This is a genomic window from Sulfitobacter dubius, from assembly GCF_900113435.1.
In the GTDB taxonomy this organism is placed as follows: Bacteria; Pseudomonadota; Alphaproteobacteria; order Rhodobacterales; family Rhodobacteraceae; genus Sulfitobacter; species Sulfitobacter dubius.
This window is the reverse complement of record NZ_FOPG01000001.1, coordinates 318,465-341,226: the sequence shown is the minus strand read 5'-3', so window position 1 is coordinate 341,226 and position 22,762 is coordinate 318,465. Positions and strand designations below refer to the sequence as shown.

The window sequence follows — 22,762 nt, the reverse complement described above, 5'->3', positions numbered from 1 at the left end:
CAACGGATCAGCGGTTGCGGTTGCCCGCGCTGAGCGCTCGGCTCACCTGCGCGGCGATCTGGCTTTGGCTGCGTTGAAAGCCCTGCACATCCGGCGTGGTGATGTTCATCACGATAGTGGTAGACCCCCCGCCGGCACTACGCACACCCAGCTTGCCATCTGCTCCACGGGCCAGCGGCATGATCGCTTCTGGCCCGGCTTCACCCATGACGCCTGTGCCCCCCCGCATGGGAAAGGCCGTGGCCGACGTCACCACCCCGCCTTGTGCGAATGGCATGACCTTCCCTTGGGAAAACGGCGCACCGTTGGCGAAAGGAAATATCCCCTCTACGATCCCGCCCACGCCTTCGCTGATCAGCCCGCCGAAATGGTCCGTAACTGGCCGCATTGCGGCGTTATAGGTCGAGCGGATCATTGAGTTGGCCAGATCGGTCAGCACCTCTGACAGCTTTGCGCCGTCAAAAACCACCCCGTCGAACGCGCGCCGCAGACCACGGCTTAGCCCCTGCTCAAGGGCCGCCATGTCTTTACCCGTGGCCGAGAGCGCGCTCTGCATCCGCCGCAATTCCCCGCCGAAACCCGACACGAGACCGCTGGTTTGCGCCAATGTCTCGTTTAGCCCGTCAGCGCGGCCCTCAAGGTTTTCTAAATCTTCGAAATCAGCCATCCTCGGCCCCTCTCTTCTTATCCGGGTACGCGGCCATCAGTGCTGCCAATCCTTGGCTCAAAAGCGGTGGCGCCTCAGCCGGAGGCCCTAACATCAACTGCAGCTCCGCTGGTGTCAGCGCCCAGAATTCCGCCGGGCGCAGGCCCAGTCGAGACAGTCCAACCCGCAGCAACGCCGGCCAATCAAAACCACGCCCATCGCTCACGCTTGCACCGAAAATGCCCGCGCCAACAATTCCGCTGCCGCCCGCGCCGCCGCCATCGGCCCACCCTCAATCCGCGCATGTTCAAGGGTTGCCGCATCCATCACCGTCCCGCCGCCCCTTAGCCCGGCAAGCAGCAACGCCAGAACATTCCGGCTTGAAAAGCGGTTACTCTCGAACCGCTCAACCAATGCCACCAAACTGTCAGCCCCCAACGCGACCTCCAGCTCAGCCAATGCGCCAAGGGTCAGCCGCGCCTCATAGCCTTGCCCGTCGATCACCAAACCCACTTCACCGCGCCATGGATTGCTCACGCTCAGCCCGCCACATCGGGGGTAAAGGTCAACTCACCCGCCGATTGGAGGCTCAGTTCAAACGTCGCCTCACCATTTAGCGATCCGGCATATTCCAACGCCGAAACTTGGAAAGGCCCCTGCACTACCCCAAAGTCGGGGATTATGATCTGATAATCCGGTGTCAGACCATCAAAGAACAGCTGTCGCGCACGTTCGTCCGTGCCCGCATCGCGAAACACCCCAGAGCCACTGATTGCAGCCGAGCGCACGCCCGCCCGCACCAGCAACTCCCGCCAACCACCGCTGGAATCGAGCGAGGTCACATCGACCGTTTCCGCGTTAAAACTCACCCGCTTGGCCCGTAGCCCGGCGATCGTTTCAAACTGACCGTCGCTGGTCATGTCCACTTTGACCAAAAGGTCTTTGCCCGCTTGAACTGCCATCTCTCTCTCTCCTCGCAACTATCTTGAAACTGTGAAGCCTTATGCGTCCGCAAGCCGCGCGCGGAACTGAAGGTCGATCTCCCTGCCAGCCGCTCCATCGATCCGCCGCGCTGCGGCTTTTTGAAAAGTCATATCAACGATATGGCCGCGGCTAAGCACGGGCACTGCCCCATGCAGCAGGTCGCAAATCACCGAAGCAACATTCTTGGCGGTTACGAATCCCGGCGCGCTTGTGACCACCGACACGACAAACCGATACTCCGCACCCGCGGCGTCCGCATCAGAGGCGTCTTTTGCCGTCTCTTTGCCAAGCAGCACATAGGTCTCAGGCAAGTCTCCCCCCGGCATCGCGTCATAGACCGCGTCACCGATAAGGGCCGTGAGCCCCGGATCATCTTGCAAATGACCATAGATCGCCGCCTGCAAAGCCCCTGAAAGCGCATAGGTCATACCACAACCTCCTCATCCGCAAAGCAGGTCAGATACCGCCCGCCCACATCGTGATCGGCCACCGCGCGGATCACGAAAATCCGTGTGCCATCGCGAAACCGCTGCTCTGCCGTGGGCCGCTCGACCGATCCAATGGGGGCCGCGCGAACCGTGATTTTGAACCCAGTCCGGCTGATCGCCAGCCCGCCTTTCACGGTCTCACGCCCCGTACGCGCGCGCACCTCGGCCCATAGGGTTCCTAGCGGCTGCCAGACCTCAGTATAGCCCCCCGCGCCGTCGTTTGCCCGTTGCGGTACCTCTAGCACCAACATGCGGTTCAGATGCGGCCGGCTCATGCCGCGCCCCCAAAACCAACCCGCACCCGACGATACCGTTCAATCAGGCTGCTCACGCCGAAGGGCATACAGCCTTCACCAAGCGCCGTGTCATCACGGTATTCATAGTAATGCGCCGCAAGAAGCATCACCGCTTGAGCCAAATCATCAGGCAGGCTTTCCCAATCAGGCCCCATCCCGGCGTCAAAGTTGATCAGCGCTGCCCCGGCGCTCGGGATGCGCGGAAGGGACGCCGTGCTGCTGCGCAGGCGAGGTGCCTGAGCATCGCGTTCCAGCCAATAACGACCGGGGTCAACAAGCGTTTCCGTCCCATCCCGCGCCACCAAGGCGAGCTGCGCGATCTCCTGCACGGGTGCCACGGGCAAGACCTGTGCCGCTGCATCACGCCAGAATGTCAACGAAAGCGCGAACCGCCGCGTGATCAGCACCTTTCCCGTGCGCGCCTCGACCGCCGCCATCGCGGCACGTAGGAAGCTGCGCAACACCGGGTCTTGAAGACCGTCCTGCCCAAAACCGCTGCCCGCGCGCAAATGCATTCTGAAGGCTCCCACAGGCAGCACGGCGCCAGGAACATTTGTTTCTTCGATCAACATCATCGAACGTCTCCAAAAATTGGCCCCTCGCCCCTTGGGGCCACTCGCTCAGTCCCGGACGCACACCGGTTGCATTGCTCGGTTGGAGGGGAGCAGCTAGACAACACAACCACGCTGGCGCACGTCCGGACCGGGGCCAAGTTGCCCCGGCCCCGGCTTCAGCACCGGCTTACGCCAGGCCGAATTTCATCAGCTTGATCGCCGCAAAATCGCTCACATCGCCGCCGACACGTTTGGTCGCGTAAAACAGCACATGCGGCTTAGCGCTGAAGGGATCGCGCAAGATCCGCAGATCGGGGCGCTCAGCCACCGTGTACCCGGCCGAGAAGTCACCAAATGCGATGGCCATCGCATCTGTCGTCGGGTCGGGCATATCCTCGGCCACCAGCACCGGATAGCCCATCAACCGCGCAGGCTCTCCCGCGGCCAGTCCATCCGACCACAGAAAGCGCCCGTCGGTGTCTTTCAATTTGCGCACCTTGGCCGTGGTCTTGGAGTTCATCACGAAGACCGCGTTCTTGCGGTAAGCCGCGCCGAGGGCGTAGACCAATTCGATGATCGCATCCGCCTCGGGATTGGCGTTGGTGCCGCTGGGGACATAGCCCAGATTACCCCAGCTCCAGACGTCGTTATCGACCGACGGATGGCTCAAAAAGCCTGTCGGCTTGTCGATCCCGTCGCCGCTGACAAAGGTCGCCGCCTCAGCCCGCGCGAACTTGTCGGCAATGCGCCCTGCCAGCCAACCTTCAATGTCAAAGGCGCTGTCATCCAGCAGCCGCTGGCTCGCCTTCGGCAGCGCGCTCAACTCATGCAATGGCACGGTGATCCGGTCGATCTGCGGCGTGTCCGTCTCGGCCTGCGCGCCGCTCTCGGTGGCCCAACCGGCCCCCACATCAGCATGATCCACCAGCACGTCATAGGACGTCGCCTCAACCTGAACGACCGCCGCAATCGCCCGGATCGAGGCCCCGGAATTCAACACCGACTGGACCCGCTCCGAGGTCTGCGGATCAACCAGATAGCCGCCGTCCGAATTCACCGCCGTCGACATCGACTTGCCGTCCAGCTCCAGCCCGCGAAGCGCATCATCGTCGCCGTTGCGCAGATAGGCATCAAAGGCCTTCTTGTGCGGCGTATCGTGGTCAATCGCGCCCCCAAGTGGGCTACGGGCAGGCAGGGTCATCTTGCGATCCATCATGGCAATTCGCTCTTCTGATTGTTGAAGTTTACTGTTCATTTCGGCCCGAAATCCGTTGAAGTCGCTGACAAAACCATTCACGGCCTGCCGCACTTCCTCCGCCGGGGACAGGTCTGCGCCTGACTTCGTGCTGACGTTTGCATCGCTCTTGCTCATCACATTTCCTCTGTTTTTGTGCAGATCACTGATCGGCCCCGCGCTTCATCTCGGCCCGCGCCTCTTCAAAAGCCGCAGCCATCTCGCGCAAAACCTCACCGACGGCTCTGAACTCGCCCTTGGCCGCGACCCGCGCGTTCGGCAGCATCGGAAAGGTCACCAACGACACTTCCCAAAGCTCCAATTCCGACAGCAGCCGCTGGCCCCTGCTATTCTTGCCCGCCTTCACGGTGCGGTAACCGATGCTCAGCCCATCAATCGCACCCGCCTCAATCAGCGCCGCCGCCTCCCGGCCCCGCGCCACGCTGCTCAGGATTCGTCCCTTGACCCAGAGCCCGCGCCTGTCCTCGCGCACCTCGTCCCAAACACCGATGGGCTGGGCCGGGTCATGCTGCCAAAGCATCTTGATGCTGCGCCCGGCGGATTTGGCGCGCGTGAGGCAGGCCGCATAGGCCCCCGCTTCAACCACATCGCCACCTTGATCCGCCGCACCAAAGAGGCTCGCATAGCCGCTGATCTCAACCCCGCCATCGACGGGCGCCACGTGGCCAAACTTAGCGAATTTATGCTCCAGCCCCGCCGCCCCTGCAGACAAAGCTCCCCCGTTCCCCGTCAAAGCACCGGGGTCAATCACCTGATAACCCATTGTATTTCCTCTTGTTCAGCCCGCTACGGCGACACCACCAGAAAGGATTGGACCGCCTGTGCGAGGATCACCGCCACCACGCCGTAAACCGTCAGCCACAACCGCCGCTCCATCATCTGCTCGATCCGGTCAAACCGCATCTGCATGTTCTCGCGGTGCACCGCGCTGATGGTCTCATGCGCCTGCAACCGCAGCCCTGGCGCACATTCAAACCGCTCAATCTCCCGAGGTTCATGCATGATCCGCCACCACCGGCAGCCCCAGCAGGCTGCGCTTTTCCGCATCGCTCAGAAATTCCGCCGCCGCCACCCGCGCCCATTGCGCGTCCCGCTCGGCAGAAAGCGCTGGCACCTGATCAAGGTCAGGCTTCAAGGTCACCGCCTCGCCCAAATACCCGCTCAGCCAATCCGTCAGCGCCGCCGTCACCCGTGTCGCCAGCGGCAGCACCGTCAGCCGGTAAAATGCCCGATGCGCTTCTTGATAATTCGTGTAAGTCGCATCCCCCTGCACCCCGATCAGCATCGGCGGCACCCCAAAGGCGAGCGCAATTTCACGCGCCGCACTCTCCTTAGTCTTCTGAAACTCCATGTCCGAAGGCGAGAAGCCCATCGGCTTCCAATCCAGCCCACCTTCCAGCAGCATTGGACGCCCTGCGTTCCGTGCGCCCTGATGGTGGCTCTCCATCTCGCTCACCAGCCGGTCATATTGATCCTCGCTCAGCTTGCCCTGCCCCTCGGCCCCGCGATAGACAATCGCCCCCGACGGCCGTGCCGCATTGTCCAAAAGCGCCTTCGACCAGCGGCTCGCCGCGTTATGCACATCCATCGCCATCGCCGCCGCCTGCATGGGGCTGAACCCGTAGTGGTCGTCCTGCGGGTGAAAGTTGCGGATATGACAAACCGGCGTCACCGCCCCGCTGGCGTCAAAGCGATGCTTGCGCCCGCCCACCGCATATTCATAGGCCACCGGCCATCCATCCGCCCCCGGCACCACGCTCATCCGGTCCGAGCGCAGCACATGTAACTCAATCGGCAAACCACCCTCGCCGCCCACCGCCTCGACATAGCCATCACCGCTGAGAAGCATCTGCCCGTAGAGCGCCTCGAACAACTCGGCCCGGCCCTGCCCCGCATTCGGGCGGCGCATCAGCGACATCAGCGGATGATCGTCATAGCGCCGCGCCGCGTCCTGCACGACCAGCGGCAAGGCCGCCGCCGCCTCGGCAATCAGCTTGACCGAGCGAAACCCAACCGGATTGCCACAGAACCCCGAGCGCGTCAGGCTCACACTGTCCCGCGGGCTCCAGGCCACGCGACCCGAGGTCTGATAGGCCACAACCGGCCCGGTCGCCGAAGCTTTCTGCTCAACCGTCTCAGCCGCGCCGCGCCGTAGAAAATCGAATACCATCTGTCGCTCCACATTCTGCTCGGCCTTGGCAGCAGCGTGATCTTCTGCTGCCCGGCGTTGACAAACTTTCTCAATAAAATCTTAAAACCCGCGAAACCCACCGTGCGCTGCTGCCTGCAACACCCCGTCAAAGGCTCCGCACCCCCGGGCTGCGCCACTGGGATGCAGGCTCAATCATCAGCTCATGCAGCGCCCAAACCAGCGCATCGACACGGTCCGGGCTGCCCTTGCCCTCATAGCCCCGCGCCGTCATCAGACACATCTGATCCTCCAGCGCGTCCAACTCCGGCAAATGGCTCACCCGCCCCTGCTCATAAAGCGCGGCCACAGGCTCCGCCCGCGCCACCTTGCCCCGTGCCGCATGAACGGTCTTGAGCGACACCAACGGATCGACCTGCCGCAAGACCTCACTGACCAACTGCCCCCCTTGGTTCACCTCGGCCACCAAACGGTCCGCCCCATAGCGCGTCATCGCCGCTATCGCCGCCTGCGCCCAGCCGTTCGGCGTGGCGCCCTGCACCGTGCAATCGGCCAGCACCACCGCCCGCCAATCCTGCGGCGGCCCTTTGGTCTGCGCGCCCACTACAACGATCCCACATTCATCCGAGCCCGCCCCGCTGGTCGTCGCCGGGTCCAAGCCCACCACGATCCGATCCAACTCCGGCGCCGCGCGCAACCGGCCCGCTTCCAGCAAAGCCGAGGTCCAGAGCGCGCCCTCCGCATCCGCCAGCAACACTCCGTCCAACTCCTGCCGACCGAGCCGCGTGCCGCGGTACCGCGCCCGCACCTCTTCAAGGAAAGACCCCGCCAAGTTCGCCGCATTCGCCTCCGTCGGCGCATGGGTCGTCACCGTGGACGGCGCGGCCAAAAGCGCCTTCAACACATCCACATTGCGCGGCGTCGTGGTGACACAGACCTGAGGCCGCTCCCCCAAGCGCAGCGCAAATTGCAACTGATCCCAAGCCTCCTGCCCGCGTTTCCATTTCGCCAATTCATCCACCCAAGCCGCATCAAACTGCGGCCCGCGCAGCCCTTCGGGATCATGCGCCGTATGCACCGTCGCAATCGCGCCGTTGGGCCAGACCAACCGCTTGCGCGTCGCCTCCCAATCGGGCCGCCGATCCGGCGGGCTACAGGCCAGAATGCCGCTGTCGCCAAAAATCATCACCTCGCGCACCTGCTCAATGGTCTCTCCCACCAGCGCCACACGGCTGCACTCCCCAGGATCAAGCGGACGGCTCCCCTCAACCTTGCTGCGCACCCATTCCGCCCCGGCGCGGGTCTTGCCCGCACCGCGCCCGCCCATGATCACCCATGTCCGCCAATCCCCCTCAGGCGGCAGCTGATGGTCCAGCGCCCAGAACTCGAACAAAAAAGGGAGAGCCAGAAGCTCTCCCTCACCTAGGTCATTCAGAAACTGCGCCTGGGTCAGAGCATCGGCGCAGGCGATCCAGCTTGCACCCGATGTCAGCCCGCGCTTTGTCCATGTCGAGGGCATAGCCCCCGCGCGCGATTCCAGCTTGTCGGTTTCGACAGTCACTCAGCGTGTTCTCCGCTTTCAGGCAATGCGCCAGCAGTCCCGCCACTTTGGACGTTTTGCCAGACACCGCAGTTTCCTTGAGTTCCCCCCCGGACCGGGTCTGTTCCGTCAGACCTTCGATTTCCCGACGCAGCGCGCCGATTGCTTCTTGAAGACCGCGCAGGATTTCTGCGCTGTCTTGCGTCTCTTGCTCCGGGGTAATGATCGTCATCGCTTTACCTCTCGTTGGTTTTCCCCAACCGAGCAGGCACAAAAAAACGACCACCGGGTCACCCCGGGGCCGTTCGCCCATGTCTTCTAGCGTGCCACAACTCCTACGTCAGACCGTGCGCAAAGTCAAGAAAAACTGTGTTAACAAAGCCTTACACCACCGCGCGGAGAGCCCCGTCGGCAAGCAAAAACCCCGCTGTCTCCAGCGGGGTCTCTAGTCGTTTCAGTTACCACCTGTCGAGGCATTCCCGGCCGCTTCTGCGCCGCGCTCCGCCTCGATCTGACGCCAACGCGCCACGTTGCGGTTATGCTCATCCAAGGTCTCAGCAAAAGCGTGCCCCCCGGTGCCATCGGCAACGAAGAAGACGAAATCCGTCTCCGCCGGTTGCGCGGCGGCCATCAGGCTTGCCCGGCCCGGATTGGCAATCGGGGTCGGCGGCAGACCGTCGATCACATAGGTGTTCCACGCCGTCTCTGCCCGCAGCTCCGAGCGGCGCAGCCCGCGGCCCAGCACGCCCTTGCCTTCGGTCACGCCATAGATCACCGTCGGGTCCGTTTGCAGGCGCATGCCTTGGTTCAGACGGTTCACGAAAACGCTCGCCACCTGCTCCCGCTCTGCCGCCACACCGGTTTCCTTTTCGATGATCGACGCAAGGATCAGCAGTTCCTCCGGCGTCTCAATCGGCAGATCAGCGTCGCGCGCTTCAAAGGCTTCGGCCAAAAGCACCTCTTGCGCCGCCGCCATCCGCGCGACCACCTCAGCCCGATCATCGCCCGGGCGGACCTCATAGCTGTCAGGCGCAAGACTGCCCTCGGCGGGCAACTCTTCAACGTCCCCGGACAACTGATCCACCTGCTTGAGCGCCTCAACCACCTGCCAGCTTGTCACACCTTCGGCCAGCGCCACACGAAACCGCGTGTCGTTCTTGCTGGAGATTTCGGAGTATGCCTCAGGGGTCTCTTCCTCACCCGGCGTGAACTCCGCGCGCTCAACGAACCGGCTTGTGACTGGGTCCAACTCACGAACCTGCACACTTACGCGGTTCACGCCCACCCGGTACACAACCTCGGTGCCGCAGGTGCTGGCCCCGCCTTGGGTCACGATATCAACAATCCCCTGCATCGACGTGCCGGGCTGCACAAGAAAACTGCCGGCTTTCAGGCTGCCCGACTTCTCCTCGTAATCCGCGCCCATGCGAAAGAGCGCGGGCGAGGAAACCGCGCCCTGCTCCACAAGGCTCTGGCTCACCTGCCGCATGTTCGAGCCGCGCTCGACCTGCACACAGATCGCCTGCTCCAGCGGCCCTTCGGCGACATAGGTCGTCTTGCCCCAGAGGATGATCCCCCCAAGCAGAAACAGGCCGACCAACAGAAACGTCACGGCGTTAGAAGCGATATGACGCCACATTTAGCGGACTTTCCCGAACAGTACCGATGCGTTTGTCCCGCCAAAGCCGAACGAATTGCTCAGCGCCACGTCGATCTTGCGCTCGACCTTTTTGTTGGGCGCCAGATCAATCGGTGTCTCAACCGCTGGGTTATCAAGGTTGATCGTCGGCGGGGCCACCTGATCGCGGATCGCAAGCATGCAGAAGATCGCCTCGATCGCGCCAGCGGCCCCCAAGAGGTGCCCGGTCGCGGATTTGGTAGAGGACATGGTGACCTTGTCCGCCGCATCGCCCATCAGACGCTCGACCGCGCCCAATTCGATGGTATCGGCCATGGTCGAGGTGCCATGCGCGTTGATGTAATCAACATCCTTGGGCTCAAGTCCTGCGTTCTTCAACGCCGCGCGCATCGAACGCTCACCACCCTCGCCATCTTCGGACGGTGCGGTGATGTGATGCGCGTCGCCCGACAGACCATAGCCCAGCACTTCGGCATAGATCTTGGCACCGCGCGCCTTGGCGTGCTCATATTCTTCCAAGACCACGATGCCCGCGCCCTCACCCATGACAAAACCGTCACGGTCCACATCATAGGGGCGGCTGGCTTTCTTGGGATCGTCGCCGCGTTTGGTGGACAGCGCCTTGCAGGCGTTGAAGCCCGCCATGCCGATCTCACAGATCGCCGCCTCGGCACCACCTGCGATCATCACATCCGCATCGCCGTATTTAATCAGCCGCGCCGCGTCACCGATGGCATGGGCCCCGGTGGAACAAGCAGTCACGACCGAGTGGTTCGGCCCCTTGAACCCATAGCGGATCGACACCTGACCCGAGATCAGGTTGATCAGCGCGCCGGGTACAAAGAACGGGCTCACGCGGCGCGGACCCTTTTCGGCCATCATGACAGCGGTATTGGCGATAGAGTTCAATCCACCGATGCCCGAGCCGATCAACACGCCGGTGCGCTCCTGATCTTCTTTCTCGGTCGGCAACCAACCCGAATCCTCAACCGCCTGCTGGGCGGCGGCCATGCCGAACAGAATGAAAGTATCGACTTTCCGCTGTTCTTTCGGCTCCATGTATTTATTGGCGTCAAAGGTGCCATCACTGCCATCGCCCAAAGGCACTTCGCAGGCGTATTGGGTCACCAATTTGCTGGGATCAAAGCCGGTGATCGGTCCGGCTCCGGATTGCCCATCAAGGATCCGTTTCCAGCTTTCTTCCACGCCGTCCGCGAGGGGGGTAACCAAACCCAAACCCGTTACTACAACTCTGCGCATCTTAGTGCCCCTTGCCGATAATCTCTCGGCGAACCTCTTACCCTGCAAAAGCCTGTAGGCACAAGCATATCGGCAGTGGGCCGCAGGCATAGCACAAAAACGCCTATCTGCGGAATCGGGCGGCCATCACAGGCGGTAAGGGTCTGGTGGTGACGTTAGACTGGCGGCCCACGCCGGGTTAGCAGATGCACCGGGCCACCCGCTGTCTTTGCCTCCCGCAGCGGCTGATACCCAAGCGCGCCCGCGATCCGCAACGCCGCCTCATTGCCCCCCGAAACCATGCAAACCGTGCGTCCGGTGATCACCCTATCAAACCATTCATGCGCCGCGCGTGCGGCCTCAAACCCCAAACGCTGGTCCTGCGCCTGAGGCGCCAAGACCAGCCGCGCTTCGGGGTAAGTATCGAAATCCTCACCTAAATTCCGTGAGCCAAAGACGAAACCCGTCTGCCCCAGCATCTCTCTTTGTCGGTGAAGCTGCACGGCCCATTGCCCGAATCCCGTGATCTGCCAATGCCCAGCATTGCGCAGGAAAGCATCCCACGACTGCCCCTTCGCCCGGGGCCGATCAAGTATCCGATCCGCCACATCCGGCATCGCCCAAATCTCGGCGTAACGCTCAAAATCCTCAGCCCGCATGGCGCGCAGGGTCAGTCTGGCTGTGTTGATGGTCGGGATCGTTCGGGACATGGGGTGAATTGCCTTCACGCTTGAAACTACTTGGCGAAGACATGCGGCTTCGGCACCAAAGGGACAAGCCCACCCCGCTACGGCAAATAAAAACGGCGTCATTCCGCTAGGAACAACGCCGTTCTAAAATCTCAATTCCGCCGGTCGCCCGGCAAAGCCTTAGGAGGCTTCTTTGATGAACTTAACCGCATCGCCAACGGTCTGGATGTTCTCAGCGGCGTCATCGGGGATCTCGATGCCGAACTCTTCTTCGAACGCCATCACCAGCTCCACGGTGTCAAGGCTGTCAGCGCCAAGATCGTCGATGAACGACGCATTCTCAGTCACTTTATCCTCTTCCACGCTCAGGTGTTCCACAACGATCTTTTTCACGCGGTCTGCGACGTCGCTCATAATAAGTCCTCATGTCTTCGGGCCATTCAGGCCCCTTTTGGTTTCCGCCCGCCGATGATCAGCGTTTGGAGGATGCCCCAAAAGGGGCGGCTATTTTCCTTGTTCGCACAAGGCGGAGGGGGCAATCAAGCTCCCTTCGTTTCGATTCTGCGCCCCCTTTAGCACATGCCGAAGGCTTGGCAAACGCTATTGCAGCGCAGGGTCACAACATGGCCATACCGCCGTTCACATGCAAGGTGGTCCCTGTCACATAAGCAGCCTCGGCACTAGAAAGATAGACCACAGCGGCGGCAATCTCATCCGGATCACCCATGCGGCCTGCCGGAATTTGCCCCATGATTCCAGACTTTTGCTCATCCGTCAGCTTGTCGGTCATCGCCGTGGTGATAAAGCCCGGTGCCACAGCATTCACGGTGATCCCACGGCTCGCCACCTCATAGGCAAGCGATTTGGACATGCCCACGACACCCGCTTTGGAGGCCGCGTAATTCGCCTGACCGGGATTGCCGGTGGCCCCCACCACGCTTGAGATATTCACGATCCGGCCCCAACGCGCCTTCATCATCCCGCGCATCACGCCTTTGCACAGCTTAAACGTCGCGGTGAGGTTCACATTCAGCACCGAATTCCATTCATCATCCGACATGCGCATGAACAGGTTATCGCGCGTGATCCCGGCATTATTCACCAGAATATCGACCGAGCCCATCGCCTCAGCCGCCTGTTTCGGCAGAGCATCGACGGCTTCCATGTCGCTCAGGTTACAAGGCAGCACATGCGCCCGCTCGCCCAATTCGGCCTTCAGCGCTTCCAGCGGCTCGGTCCGCGTGCCCGAAAGCCCCACGGTCGCGCCTTGGGCATGCAATTTGCGGGCAATATCCGCGCCAATGCCGCCCGAAGCGCCGGTAATCAGGGCATTCTTTCCTGTAAGATCGAACATGTCTCTTCCTTTATTCTATCAGTCAGGGCCGCGTCAGCAGCCCGTAGCGGCGGATTTCATCCGCTGTCATCTTGTGTATCCCGTCAGATGGCGCGGCCTGCAAGGTAAACCAGTAAAAGCCGTCATTGCCCAGCATCTCGGCCATATAGCGCCGTGTCATCTGGTGTTTGGGCGATTGCCGCGGATAGCTGCTGCCCTCGCGGTAACCATTGCGCCAGCTATGCACTCGCAATGCCGCCCCCGGCGCCATGCGCCGTTTGGCTCCGGCGATGAACAGCTCAACACCCCCAGAATCAACCACACTGCCCGATCGCAGCTCGGTCGCCAGCCCCAATCTGCGAATCTGTCGCCCCATCCGGTGCGTCGCTGCCGCATCAATAGAGCCGTCGATCTGCCCCAGAACCACCGTATCAATCCGCGGATTCTCGGCCAGATGGCGCGCGAAAGTGGCGGGTGTTCGGCTGGTGATCGTGCCGGACATCAACAGATACGGGCCCTGAACCTGCATCCGCGTGCCATCGCTGGCATTCTCAAGCGTGCCGCAGGCCACCAAAGAAACGAGCAGCGCGAATACAGCAATCAGCCGTCTCACGCCTCGGCCCCCAGCGGCGTCCGCTCGCCCAAGATATAACGCAGGACATCCACCACATCGAAGGCCAGCGAGATCAGCAAGGTGGCCAAGATCACCCGGATGATCCACCGCGCGGCAATGGGCATGGCGTCCTTAGCCTGTTTGCGGAACAGGTAGACCGCCAGCGGCCCCCAGATCAGCAGATGCGGCAGACCGAGCAATTTGACGTATCCCATTTGCCGGAACATTCCGTAGACCGCAGCGCCGGTCAGAATGCTCGCCAAAACGGCAATCACCCCGACTCTGCGGCTCTGCGGCCAGATCAGCAGCGTCAAGGGCAAGACCGCCACGGCAAAGACCAGCCAATTGAACCACCAGATCAGCCATTCCGGCAGCAGGGTCAGGGTTTCTTGCATCGTCATCTCGGCCCTCCGGGGCGTTACACCTCTTTCGCGGCTTTGACCTCATCCGGCGTGCCGATGCTGCGGGTGGCAAGCGACTTTTCGATCCGGCGGATCATGCCCGAAAGCGCCTTGCCCGCGCCGATCTCCCATGCTTCGGTGACACCCTGCGCGGCCATCCACTCAACCGAAGACCGCCAGCGCACCCGGCCTGTCACCTGCTCTACCAACAAGTCGCGAATCTTCGCGGCATCGGTGACCGCCTCGGCGGTGACATTCGCCACCAGCGGCACGGCGGGATCATTGAACGTGACCTCCCCCAAAGCGCGCGCCATCTCCTCAGCGGCAGGCCCCATCAGCGGGCAATGGAAAGGCGCAGAGACCGGCAGCAGCAACGCGCGTTTGGCGCCAGCATCCTTGGCCATCGCCACGGCACGCTCCACTGCGGCTTTGTGGCCCGACAATACGTTCTGGCTGGGGTCGTTCTCATTGGCGACCTGACAGACTTCGCCCTCGGCCGCGGCTTCGGCCAGTTTCCCGGTTTCTTCGATGCCAAGGCCAAGGATCGCCGCCATCGCGCCCTCACCCACCGGCACGGCGGCCTGCATCGCCTTACCGCGAATGCGCAGCAGCCGTGCGGTGTCGGCAAGCGACAGCGACCCTGCGGCGCAGAGCGCGGAATATTCGCCAAGACTATGGCCCGCCACATAGGCCGCTTTGCCAACTTCGATCCCTTCGGACTTCAGCGCCGCCATCGCCGCCATCGATGTTGCCATCAACGCAGGCTGGGCGTTTTGCGTCAGGGTCAGCGTCTCAATATCCCCCTCCCAGATCAGGTCAGACAGTTTTTCACCAAGGGCGTCGTCGACTTCTTGGAAAACGGCGCGGGCTTCCAGATAGGCTTCAGCCAGATCGCGGCCCATGCCGATGGTTTGGGCACCCTGGCCCGGGAAAACGAATGCAATGCTCATAGTTGCGGCCTCTCTTATGCGTTTTGCCTGATGTATCCTCTGCGCCTCAGCCGAACAAGCCTTGCCGCAGGCGCTTGGGGCTTGCCGTGCGGCGCAAACCGTGTATACGGGCGCTTCCTTGCAAAGCATATGAACCGCGCAGACTCTCGTGGTGGGGCCGCAAGGTTGAATGCCCCGCCTATGAAATGCGCCTTGATATAAATAGGAGTGCACATGCCGCTTTATGAGCATGTTATGATTGCGCGTCAGGACCTGTCCAACACGCAAGCAGAAGGCCTCATCGAACACTTTGGCACCGTCCTCGCGGACAACGACGGCAAGCTCGTCGACAGCGAGTACTGGGGCGTCAAAACGATGGCCTACAAGATCAACAAAAACCGCAAGGGCCACTATGCCTTCCTGCGTTCGGACGCCCCCGCGACCGCCGTGCAGGAAATGGAGCGCCTGATGCGCCTGCATGATGACGTGATGCGCGTTCTGACCATCAAAGTTGATGAGCACAAAGAACTGCCGTCCGTACAGATGCAAAAGCGTGACGAGCGGCCCGACCGCCGCGAACGCCGTTGATCAACGCTTGAAAAAAAGGACTTAAATCATGGCTGCAAAACCATTTTTCCGTCGTCGTAAAGTGTGCCCCTTCTCGGGCGACAACGCACCTGCGATTGACTACAAGGACACACGTCTGCTGCAACGCTACATCTCTGAGCGTGGCAAGATCGTTCCTTCCCGTATCACCGCCGTATCGGCCAAGAAACAACGCGAACTGGCCCGTGCCATCAAACGCGCTCGTTTCCTCGCCCTGCTGCCCTACGCCGTTAAGTAAGGAGAGAGCACATGCAAGTTATCCTTCTGGAACGTGTGGCCAAACTGGGCCAGATGGGCGAAGTCGTGGACGTAAAGTCTGGCTACGCTCGCAACTATCTTCTGCCCCAAGGCAAAGCGCTGTCGGCCTCCAAAGCCAACGTCGAAGCCTTTGAAGGTCAGAAAGCTCAGCTTGAGGCGCAAAACCTCGAGACCAAAAAAGAAGCCGAAGCCATGGCCGAAAAGCTGAACGGTCAGCAATTCGTCGTGATTCGCTCTGCTTCCGACGCTGGCGCGCTTTATGGTTCCGTCACCACCCGTGACGCCGCCGAAGCCGCCACCGAAGAAGGTTTCTCGGTTGACCGCAAGCAGGTCGTTCTGGGCCAGCCCATCAAGTATCTGGGCGTCCACGAAGTGCAGGTCGTTCTGCACCCCGAAGTGACCGCCACAATCGAGCTGAACGTCGCACGTTCGCCCGAAGAGGCCGAGCTTCAGGCATCCGGCAAATCGATTCAGGAATTGGCCGCCGAAGAGGAAGCCGCTGCTGAATTCGAAATCTCCGAACTGTTTGACGACATCGGTTCCGCCGCTGACGAAGACGGCGACTCGGACGTTGTGCGCACCCCCGAGGGCGACGCACAGGACGACAGCAACAGCTGATCCGTTCGTCAGAGCTAAATTTGAACGCCGTGCGGTCCTCCGCGCGGCGTTTTTCGTATTGCTGCCCCTCTCCGCAGCCCGGCGACAGAAGCCCCTGCAAAAACGATCAAATGTGTGGTATAATGCCCCCATTCAGCATGGAGGACGACACATGCGATACATCACCATTACCACTTGGGAAATCGCCGACGGGGCAGACTATGATGTCGCTCTCAGCGCGATCAAAGAGAAACGCCTGCCCGCACTCAAAGACTTCGGTGCCAGCCGCATCACCGTGGTACGCACCACTGATCGGACCAGCGCCGTCATCACCGAATGGCCAGATAAAGCCACGCGCGACGCTGCCGAGCTTAAAATCGACGAAGTGCGCCGTTCCGTAAGGCGCGAAGATCAAAGCCGCATGACAGGCGAAATGAAAGGCGAAATCGTCGCTGATGTCTGAACATGGCGAAAAGCCGCGCTTTGCGCCTGAACCGCTTGGCAAGGGGTCGCGTATGCGGGACCATGACGCTTGCCCTTGAGGCCCCTTGGGGCGATCTTCGCGCCGATATAACAAGCCCCGGTGCACCATGCCACAGACCACACGCCGCATGTTCCTCTCTTTCATTGCCGCTACTGCTCTCACCGCCTGCAACGCAGCCCCTATGGTGTCACCAGAGCCCCCGCAGCGCCCCGCCCTGCCCCTGCACCCGAACGAGACGCCTGAACTGCGGCGCAAAATCAACCACTGGGCCGATTTCTACGACCTGCCGCGCCCATTGGTTCACCGTCTGGCAATCCGCGAAAGCACCCATAACCCCCGTGCCCGCAACGGCCCCTACTACGGCTTGATGCAAATCTTGCCTGCCACGGCCCGTTCAATGGGTTTCCAAGGCAGTTCGTCCGACCTTTTGGATGCAGACACCAATCTGAAATACGCACTGAAATACCTTCGCGGCGCTTGGCTTTTGTCTGACGGAGACCACGGCACCGCCATCAAATGGTACGCGCGGGGCTATTATTACGAAGCCAAGAAACGCGGTATGCTAGTGGAAACCGGCCTGCGCGATGGGTGATTAATTTTCGGGCTTGCAACGGCCTCTCCCTTCGCCGCAGGTATGAGGTAACGCTGACAAAGGAATGCCCGCATGACCCTTCGCCTTAACCGCCGTCACTTCTTAGCCGGTTCTGCCGGGCTGTTGGCCCTGCATCCGTTTTCGCTCCGCGCTGCGGCCAATCAGGCGCATTTGCGGCTGATGGAAACGACAGACCTGCATGTGCACGTCTTTCCCTACGACTATTACGCCGACAAGGAGGTCGACACCGTGGGCCTTGCCCGCACCGCGAGCATCGTCAAATCGATCCGCGCCGAAGCGACCAATACGCTGATGCTTGACAACGGGGATTTCCTGCAAGGCAACCCAATGGGCGATTACATCGCCTATGAGCGCGGCATGAAAGAGGGTGACATGCACCCGGTCATCCAAGCGATGAACACGCTCGGTTTTGATGCCTCCACCTTAGGTAACCATGAATTCAACTACGGGCTCGATTTCCTGATGAAATCGCTCGCCGGTGCCGATTTTCCCGTGGTCAGCGCCAATGTCGTCAAAAAGACAGGTGCCAAGCCCAGCGACGATGAAACGCTGGTGAAGCCCTATGTCCTGCTTGACCGAAAGCTGACCGATGGCGCGGGCGCGGAACATAGCATCAAGATCGGCATCATCGGCTTTGTCCCGCCGCAGATCATGGCATGGGACCGCCGCCACCTAGAAGGCAAGGTACAGGCGCGCGACATCCTTGAGGCCGCCCGCTCGTGGGTGCCGCAAATGAAAGAGGCCGGAGCCGACATCATCATCGCGCTGTCGCACTCCGGCATCGGCGCGGCGAAAGAAGAAGACCTGATGGAGAACGCCTCGGTCCCGCTGGCCGCTGTCGAAGGGATCGATGCGATCATGACCGGGCACAGTCACCTCGTCTTCCCCTCAGGCACCTATGCCGACTATCCGGGCGTGGATGTGAGCAAGGGCACGATCCACGGCAAACCCGCCACGATGGGCGGCTTCTGGGGCAGCCACCTTGGCCTGATCGACCTAATGCTCGAACGTGATGGCAACGGATGGCGCATTGCCAGCCACAGCGCCGAGGCCCGCGCGATTTCGCAGCGCAACGAAGACCGTTCAGTCTTGCCGCTGGTGGAAAGCGATCCTGAAATCCTCGCTTCAGTCCAGCAAGAACATGACGAAACACTCGCCTATGTCCGCCGCGCCGTGGGTAAGACTGACGCAAACCTGCACAGCTATTTCGCGCTGGTGGCCGATGACCCTTCGGTGCAGATCGTCTCAAACGCGCAGACGTGGTATATTGAACAAATGCTCAAGGGGACCGAGCATGAGGGTCTGCCGATCCTGTCAGCCGCCGCGCCCTTCAAGGCCGGAGGGCGGGGTGGACCGGAGTATTACACCGATGTGCCCAAGGGCGATGTGGCTATCAAAAATGTCGCCGACCTCTACCTCTACCCCAACACCGCCCGCGCCGTGCGGGTGACCGGTGCACAGGTCAAAGACTGGCTGGAGCGGTCTGCTGGTATGTTCAATCAGATTACCCCCGGCGAGCAGGACCAACCCCTGCTCAGCGACAGCTTCCCCAGCTACAACTTCGATGTCATCGACGGGGTGAGTTACCAGATTGACCTAAGCCAACCGTCCAAGTTCGGCCCCGAGGGTGAAGTTCAAAACTCCGATGCCAACCGCATCACCAATCTGGAGTTCGACGGTCAACCGATTGACCCCAAATCTGAATTTATCATTGCCACCAACAACTACCGCGCAGGCGGGGGCGGCGCGTTTCCCGGCGCGAAGGGCGATACAATCGTCTTTGAAGGGCCAGATACAAACCGCGATGTGATCGTCCGCTACATTGTTGAGAAAGGCACCATCAGCCCACGTGCCGACGCCAACTGGCGCTTTGCACCGTTGGAGAACACCAGCGTCTTGTTTGAAACGGGACCAAAGGCTGCCGACTATCTGGATGAGGTGACCGGCGTGGAGATGGAGCAGGTGCGCGATACCGATACTGGTTTCGCCCAGTTCCGCATCACTCTGTAAGGCAAGTACTCAAGGTATCGCCCTCCGCGCCGGGGCGATACCAATTTGCGCATCTCACATCCGTAAAGGGTGCCGTCAGCCCCCTTGCGTGATTGCGCCTCGTGGTTCCCCCGTCTGGAACAGCGATAAGTTTCCACACCACTCCAAAACGAAACAGGGGCGACGGTAAACCGTCGCCCCTGCCCCAAATTCGATCTACGAGAAGACTTATTCGTCCTCCAGTTCCTCAACAGCTTTTTGAAGCTCGTCTTTGGAGATCTCTTTCTCGGTCACTTTGGCTTGCTCAACAACGTGATCGACAACCTTGTCTTCAAAGATCGGCGCACGCATTTGCTGCTGCATCTGCTGGTTTTGCTGCACGAACTCAAAGAACTGGCGCTCTTGACCCGGGTACTGACGCGCCTGGTTCATGATCGCTTGGGTCATCTCGGCATCGGTCACCTGAACCTCGGCCTTTTGACCCAGTTCGGCCAGAAGCAGGCCCAGACGGACGCGGCGCTCGGCCAGTGTCTTGTGCTCGTCTGTCGGCTCAACCTCGGGGTGATCATGGCCCTCAACTTCGGGGTTTTCCTCGTGCCACAGCTGATGCGCGATCTGCTTGGCTTCGGCGTCAACCAGCGACGGCGGCAGGTCAAAGCTGACCTCTTTGTCCAGCGCGTCCAGCAGGTTACGCTTCATCACAGCGCGCGAAGCACCAGCATATTCCGCTTCCAGACGCTCAGCGATCTGACCTTTCAGCGCGTCGAGATCCTCGGCGCCGAATTTCTTGGCCATCTCGTCGTTTACTTCAGCAGCAACAGGCTCTTTCACTTCTTTAACGGTGCAAGCGAATGTCGCTTCCTTACCGGCCAGATGCTCAGCCTGATACTCTTCGGGGAAGTTCACGACGACGGACTTTTCTTCGCCCGCCTTCACGCCGACCAACTGCTCTTCGAAGCCGGGGATGAAGGAGTTGGAGCCCAGCACCAGCGGGTAATCTTCCGCCGCACCGCCTTCGAATTCTTCACCGTCGACGGAGCCTTTGAAGTCGATCACAACCTGATCGCCATCTTCCGCTTTGGCACCCTCTTTGCGGGCTTTGAAGTCTTGTGCAGTTTCGGCAAGGCTTGCCAGCGCTTCTTCGACGGCGGCGTCATCGGCCTTAACGACCATCTTTTCCAGCTCGATCTTGCTCAGATCGACTTCGGGGATTTCCGGCAGTTTTTCGTAAGCCATGGAAACTTCGACGTCATCGCCTTCTTTCCAGTCTTCGTTGGTCATTTTGACTTCGGGCTGCATCGCGGGGCGATCGCCGGACTTTTCAAAATGCTCTGCCATGGCGCCATCGATGCTTTCCTGCATCGCTTCGCCCATGATCCGCTGGCCAAACTGCTTTTTCAGCAGTGCCATCGGAACCTTGCCCTTGCGGAAGCCCTTCATTTCGACTTCGGGCTGCGCTTCGGCCAGCTTTTCGTTGACCTTGGCTTCCAGTTCGGCGGCGGTCACGGTGATGTTGTAACCGCGTTTCAGACCTTCGTTCAGCGTCTCGTTGACCTGCATGTGTGCTCCATAGGGTAAGGCCGCGCAGCCGGGGCGCGGGCGAAAATTTGTGTCCTTCTATGGGTGTTGATCCGCCTGCGCAAGGGGGTCCGCGGCCATCGCACCACATCCGCCGAAATCGGCCCCAGCCCCCGTTCAACGCCTGCCGACAGCCTTAGATCAAAAGCACACCGATGTAGCCCGCATAGGTCAAGGCAAAGACCGCGCCCTGCCCACGCGTCACACGCCCGCCAAACGCGGCGCAGCCGATCAAAGCCAGCGTGGCCGCGAGCATGACCCAGATGTCGAGCATGGCAATCTGCGCAGCCACACCGACCGGCTGAATCACCGCCGTGATCCCAAGCACACCAAGAATGTTAAAGATATTGGAGCCGACCACATTGCCCAGAGCCACATCGCTCTGCCCGCGACGTGCCGCGATGACCGAGGTTACAAGTTCCGGCATGGAGGTGCCCACGGCCACGATGGTCAAGCCAATGACCGCCTCAGAGAGGCCAACGGCCTGCGCCAGCGCCACCGCCCCGGTCACCAGAAACCGCGCCGAAAGGATCGTCAGCACCAGCCCCCCCAAAAGCCAAAGCAGCGACAGTCCCATCGGTGCCTGATCCGGCAGGGGCTCAACGGCCTGTAGGCTGCTGCGATCACTCCGAAAGGTGTAAATCAAATACCCCGCGAGCCCGACGATACAGATCAACCCGGCCACACGGTCAACGCGCCCGAACAGCACCGCTCCCAAACAAAGCACGCTCGCCGCCAACATGACGGATCCATCGCGGGCAAAACTGCCCCGATTAATCGCAAAGGGCGCGATCAGCGCGGCAATGCCTAGAATCAGCAGGATATTCGCGATGTTAGAGCCAACGACGTTGCCAAGCGCGATGTCCGGCGCACCCAGCATCGCAGCCTGAACCGAAGTCACCAGTTCAGGGGTTGAGGTGCCAAAGCCCACGATCGTCAGGCCAATTACCAAGGGCGACAGCCCAACCCTTTGTGCCAGTGCCACGGCACCGCGCACCAGATACTCCCCACCGAGCACGAGACCCAGCAAGCCGCCAAGTACAAACAAAATGTTCACGAGAAAATCTCACCGGTCTCACACCATCGGGCGTCGCGGAGACCGCGCAGACGCCCGATGCAAATGGGCATGGACCGGAGGCGTTCAAGGCCGCGCGGAAAATTCAGTTCCGCTGCGGCCCGGCGCTCACATGCCCAAAGCTTCTTTGTACATCTCCATCACCGCTTCTTCTTCGGCGATGTCGTCCTTGTCGCGCTTGCGCAGGGCGATCACCTTGCGCAGCACTTTGGTGTCGTAACCGCGCGATTTCGCTTCGGCCAGCACCTCTTTTTGCTGTTCAGCGAGGTCTTTCTTCTCGGCGTCCAAACGCTCGATCCGCTCCACGAACTGGCGCAGCTCATTGGCTGTCACGCGGTAAGTGGCGTCGCCTTGGGATTCGACGACGTCGGGGTTGGTGCTGGTATCGCTCATGGAAAGTCCTCACGGAATGGCTGGCTCTGGCGGGTTTGACTACAGGCTGCACGCCCAGCCCGCAAGCGGGACTTGCCCCCCTTGGCGGTTTGGCGTAGCTCTGCCGCCATGGAAAGCGCAAACACATCAATTTTCGATCTCATGGTCTGGGGCGGCGCAGGTCTGTCCCTTCTGGGATTGCTCGGTCTTGGCTTGTGTATCATCAAAGTGAGCCGCGCCAAACGCGCCCAGCTTGACGATGAGGCGATGCGCGTTGTGTTGCGCAAAGTGGTGCCGTTGAACATGGGCGCGCTGTTTCTATCCGTCATCGGCCTGATGATGGTAATTTTGGGCATCTCTCTGGGCTGATCGGCGGGCGGTCGCGGCGGGTCTTAGCCGTCTCTGGACAGGGCCGCTGCATCTGCTTAAATCGAC

31 protein-coding genes are annotated in these 22,762 nt (G+C 61.0%); 7 read left to right on the top strand and 24 right to left on the bottom strand.

The annotated features are described in order from the left end of the window. Positions 1 to 7: 7 nt before the first annotated feature. The 21 genes from BM229_RS01685 to fabD all read right to left on the bottom strand — a co-directional run bounded on the left by BM229_RS01685 (position 8) and on the right by fabD (position 14,776). On the bottom strand, positions 8 to 667 hold the full coding sequence (locus tag BM229_RS01685; RefSeq protein WP_093925968.1) for a phage tail tape measure protein: 660 nt from the start codon (positions 665 to 667) through the stop codon (positions 8 to 10). Continuing rightward, entirely contained in the window at positions 660 to 872 is a 213-nt protein-coding gene (locus tag BM229_RS01680) for a rcc01693 family protein (protein WP_093925967.1), read from the bottom strand. The genes BM229_RS01685 and BM229_RS01680 overlap by 8 nt, the downstream gene beginning before the upstream one ends. Beyond that, a complete protein-coding gene (locus BM229_RS01675; RefSeq protein WP_093925966.1) occupies positions 869 to 1,183 on the bottom strand; it encodes a gene transfer agent family protein in 315 nt (104 codons plus the stop codon). The genes BM229_RS01680 and BM229_RS01675 overlap by 4 nt, the downstream gene beginning before the upstream one ends. 2 nt (positions 1,184 to 1,185) lie before the next feature. Next, a complete protein-coding gene (locus BM229_RS01670; RefSeq protein ID WP_093925965.1) occupies positions 1,186 to 1,608 on the bottom strand; it encodes a phage major tail protein, TP901-1 family in 423 nt (140 codons plus the stop codon). Between the two features lie 39 nt (positions 1,609 to 1,647). After that, positions 1,648 to 2,058 (bottom strand): DUF3168 domain-containing protein, encoded by a 411-nt coding sequence (locus BM229_RS01665; protein WP_093925964.1) that lies wholly within the window; start codon positions 2,056 to 2,058, stop codon positions 1,648 to 1,650. Further along, positions 2,055 to 2,393 carry a phage head closure protein gene (locus tag BM229_RS01660; protein WP_093925963.1) on the bottom strand — a complete coding sequence of 113 codons (339 nt, stop codon included), beginning with the start codon at positions 2,391 to 2,393 and terminating at the stop codon, positions 2,055 to 2,057. Before BM229_RS01660 ends, BM229_RS01665 begins: the two co-directional genes overlap by 4 nt. Beyond that, on the bottom strand, positions 2,390 to 2,989 hold the full coding sequence (locus tag BM229_RS01655) for a head-tail connector protein (RefSeq protein WP_093925962.1): 600 nt from the start codon (positions 2,987 to 2,989) through the stop codon (positions 2,390 to 2,392). Before BM229_RS01655 ends, BM229_RS01660 begins: the two co-directional genes overlap by 4 nt. A 166-nt stretch (positions 2,990 to 3,155) precedes the next feature. Then, positions 3,156 to 4,340, bottom strand: a complete 1,185-nt coding sequence (locus BM229_RS01650; RefSeq protein ID WP_093925961.1) for a phage major capsid protein — start codon at positions 4,338 to 4,340, stop codon at positions 3,156 to 3,158. Positions 4,341 to 4,365: 25 nt separating this feature from the next. Continuing rightward, entirely contained in the window at positions 4,366 to 4,986 is a 621-nt protein-coding gene (locus tag BM229_RS01645; protein WP_093925960.1) for an HK97 family phage prohead protease, read from the bottom strand. 23 nt (positions 4,987 to 5,009) lie between these two features. Then, entirely contained in the window at positions 5,010 to 5,225 is a 216-nt protein-coding gene (locus tag BM229_RS01640) for a GTA head formation protein, RCAP_rcc01685 family (RefSeq protein ID WP_093925959.1), read from the bottom strand. After that, complete coding sequence (locus tag BM229_RS01635) at positions 5,218 to 6,393, bottom strand: phage portal protein (protein WP_093925958.1); 1,176 nt, start codon at positions 6,391 to 6,393, stop codon at positions 5,218 to 5,220. The genes BM229_RS01640 and BM229_RS01635 overlap by 8 nt, the downstream gene beginning before the upstream one ends. 127 nt (positions 6,394 to 6,520) lie before the next feature. Then, positions 6,521 to 7,891, bottom strand: coding sequence for a DNA-packaging protein (locus tag BM229_RS01630; protein ID WP_420855246.1), 1,371 nt, complete (start codon positions 7,889 to 7,891; stop codon positions 6,521 to 6,523). Continuing rightward, positions 7,800 to 8,144: a hypothetical protein gene (locus BM229_RS18290; protein ID WP_093925957.1), complete on the bottom strand. Its 345-nt coding sequence runs from the start codon at positions 8,142 to 8,144 to the stop codon at positions 7,800 to 7,802. Before BM229_RS18290 ends, BM229_RS01630 begins: the two co-directional genes overlap by 92 nt. Positions 8,145 to 8,366: 222 nt before the next feature. Beyond that, positions 8,367 to 9,551 (bottom strand): endolytic transglycosylase MltG, encoded by a 1,185-nt coding sequence (gene mltG, locus BM229_RS01620; RefSeq protein ID WP_093925956.1) that lies wholly within the window; start codon positions 9,549 to 9,551, stop codon positions 8,367 to 8,369. Beyond that, positions 9,552 to 10,811, bottom strand: a complete 1,260-nt coding sequence (fabF, locus tag BM229_RS01615; RefSeq protein ID WP_093925955.1) for a beta-ketoacyl-ACP synthase II — start codon at positions 10,809 to 10,811, stop codon at positions 9,552 to 9,554. Between the two features lie 155 nt (positions 10,812 to 10,966). Next, positions 10,967 to 11,500 carry a GNAT family N-acetyltransferase gene (locus BM229_RS01610; RefSeq protein ID WP_093925954.1) on the bottom strand — a complete coding sequence of 178 codons (534 nt, stop codon included), beginning with the start codon at positions 11,498 to 11,500 and terminating at the stop codon, positions 10,967 to 10,969. A 159-nt stretch (positions 11,501 to 11,659) separates the two neighbouring features. Beyond that, positions 11,660 to 11,893: an acyl carrier protein gene (locus tag BM229_RS01605; protein ID WP_067261852.1), complete on the bottom strand. Its 234-nt coding sequence runs from the start codon at positions 11,891 to 11,893 to the stop codon at positions 11,660 to 11,662. A gap of 202 nt (positions 11,894 to 12,095) precedes the next feature. Beyond that, a complete protein-coding gene (gene fabG, locus BM229_RS01600; RefSeq protein ID WP_067626654.1) occupies positions 12,096 to 12,833 on the bottom strand; it encodes a 3-oxoacyl-[acyl-carrier-protein] reductase in 738 nt (245 codons plus the stop codon). Between the two features lie 22 nt (positions 12,834 to 12,855). Then, entirely contained in the window at positions 12,856 to 13,425 is a 570-nt protein-coding gene (locus tag BM229_RS01595; RefSeq protein ID WP_093925953.1) for a COG3904 family protein, read from the bottom strand. Beyond that, a complete protein-coding gene (locus BM229_RS01590) occupies positions 13,422 to 13,826 on the bottom strand; it encodes a hypothetical protein (RefSeq protein ID WP_093925952.1) in 405 nt (134 codons plus the stop codon). The genes BM229_RS01595 and BM229_RS01590 overlap by 4 nt, the downstream gene beginning before the upstream one ends. Positions 13,827 to 13,843: 17 nt before the next feature. Further along, a complete protein-coding gene (fabD, locus tag BM229_RS01585) occupies positions 13,844 to 14,776 on the bottom strand; it encodes an ACP S-malonyltransferase (protein ID WP_093925951.1) in 933 nt (310 codons plus the stop codon). A gap of 213 nt (positions 14,777 to 14,989) precedes the next feature. Between fabD and rpsF the strand changes: the two genes are divergently transcribed. The 6 genes from rpsF (at position 14,990) to BM229_RS01555 (ending at position 19,323) form a co-directional block, all read left to right on the top strand. Continuing rightward, on the top strand, positions 14,990 to 15,343 hold the full coding sequence (rpsF, locus tag BM229_RS01580; RefSeq protein WP_007119975.1) for a 30S ribosomal protein S6: 354 nt from the start codon (positions 14,990 to 14,992) through the stop codon (positions 15,341 to 15,343). A 28-nt stretch (positions 15,344 to 15,371) separates the two neighbouring features. After that, positions 15,372 to 15,599, top strand: coding sequence for a 30S ribosomal protein S18 (gene rpsR, locus BM229_RS01575; protein ID WP_005852865.1), 228 nt, complete (start codon positions 15,372 to 15,374; stop codon positions 15,597 to 15,599). An 11-nt stretch (positions 15,600 to 15,610) separates the two neighbouring features. Continuing rightward, positions 15,611 to 16,237 (top strand): 50S ribosomal protein L9, encoded by a 627-nt coding sequence (gene rplI / locus BM229_RS01570; RefSeq protein WP_093925950.1) that lies wholly within the window; start codon positions 15,611 to 15,613, stop codon positions 16,235 to 16,237. Positions 16,238 to 16,388: 151 nt separating this feature from the next. Further along, complete coding sequence (locus BM229_RS01565; protein ID WP_093925949.1) at positions 16,389 to 16,679, top strand: hypothetical protein; 291 nt, start codon at positions 16,389 to 16,391, stop codon at positions 16,677 to 16,679. 127 nt (positions 16,680 to 16,806) lie between these two features. After that, entirely contained in the window at positions 16,807 to 17,292 is a 486-nt protein-coding gene (locus BM229_RS01560) for a transglycosylase SLT domain-containing protein (RefSeq protein WP_167360175.1), read from the top strand. 72 nt (positions 17,293 to 17,364) lie between these two features. Further along, complete coding sequence (locus BM229_RS01555; protein WP_093925948.1) at positions 17,365 to 19,323, top strand: bifunctional 2',3'-cyclic-nucleotide 2'-phosphodiesterase/3'-nucleotidase; 1,959 nt, start codon at positions 17,365 to 17,367, stop codon at positions 19,321 to 19,323. Between the two features lie 207 nt (positions 19,324 to 19,530). Here the strand turns inward: BM229_RS01555 and tig are convergent, their stop codons facing one another. From tig to BM229_RS01540, 3 genes are all read right to left on the bottom strand, one after another. After that, positions 19,531 to 20,862 (bottom strand): trigger factor, encoded by a 1,332-nt coding sequence (gene tig, locus BM229_RS01550; RefSeq protein ID WP_093925947.1) that lies wholly within the window; start codon positions 20,860 to 20,862, stop codon positions 19,531 to 19,533. Positions 20,863 to 21,016: 154 nt separating this feature from the next. Further along, positions 21,017 to 21,937, bottom strand: coding sequence for a calcium/sodium antiporter (locus tag BM229_RS01545; RefSeq protein WP_093925946.1), 921 nt, complete (start codon positions 21,935 to 21,937; stop codon positions 21,017 to 21,019). A 126-nt stretch (positions 21,938 to 22,063) separates the two neighbouring features. Further along, on the bottom strand, positions 22,064 to 22,348 hold the full coding sequence (locus BM229_RS01540) for a DUF2312 domain-containing protein (RefSeq protein ID WP_093925945.1): 285 nt from the start codon (positions 22,346 to 22,348) through the stop codon (positions 22,064 to 22,066). Between the two features lie 108 nt (positions 22,349 to 22,456). On the opposite strand from BM229_RS01540, the gene BM229_RS01535 reads away from it, so the two are divergent. Then, positions 22,457 to 22,696: a hypothetical protein gene (locus BM229_RS01535; protein ID WP_208604007.1), complete on the top strand. Its 240-nt coding sequence runs from the start codon at positions 22,457 to 22,459 to the stop codon at positions 22,694 to 22,696. Positions 22,697 to 22,762 lie beyond the last annotated feature (66 nt).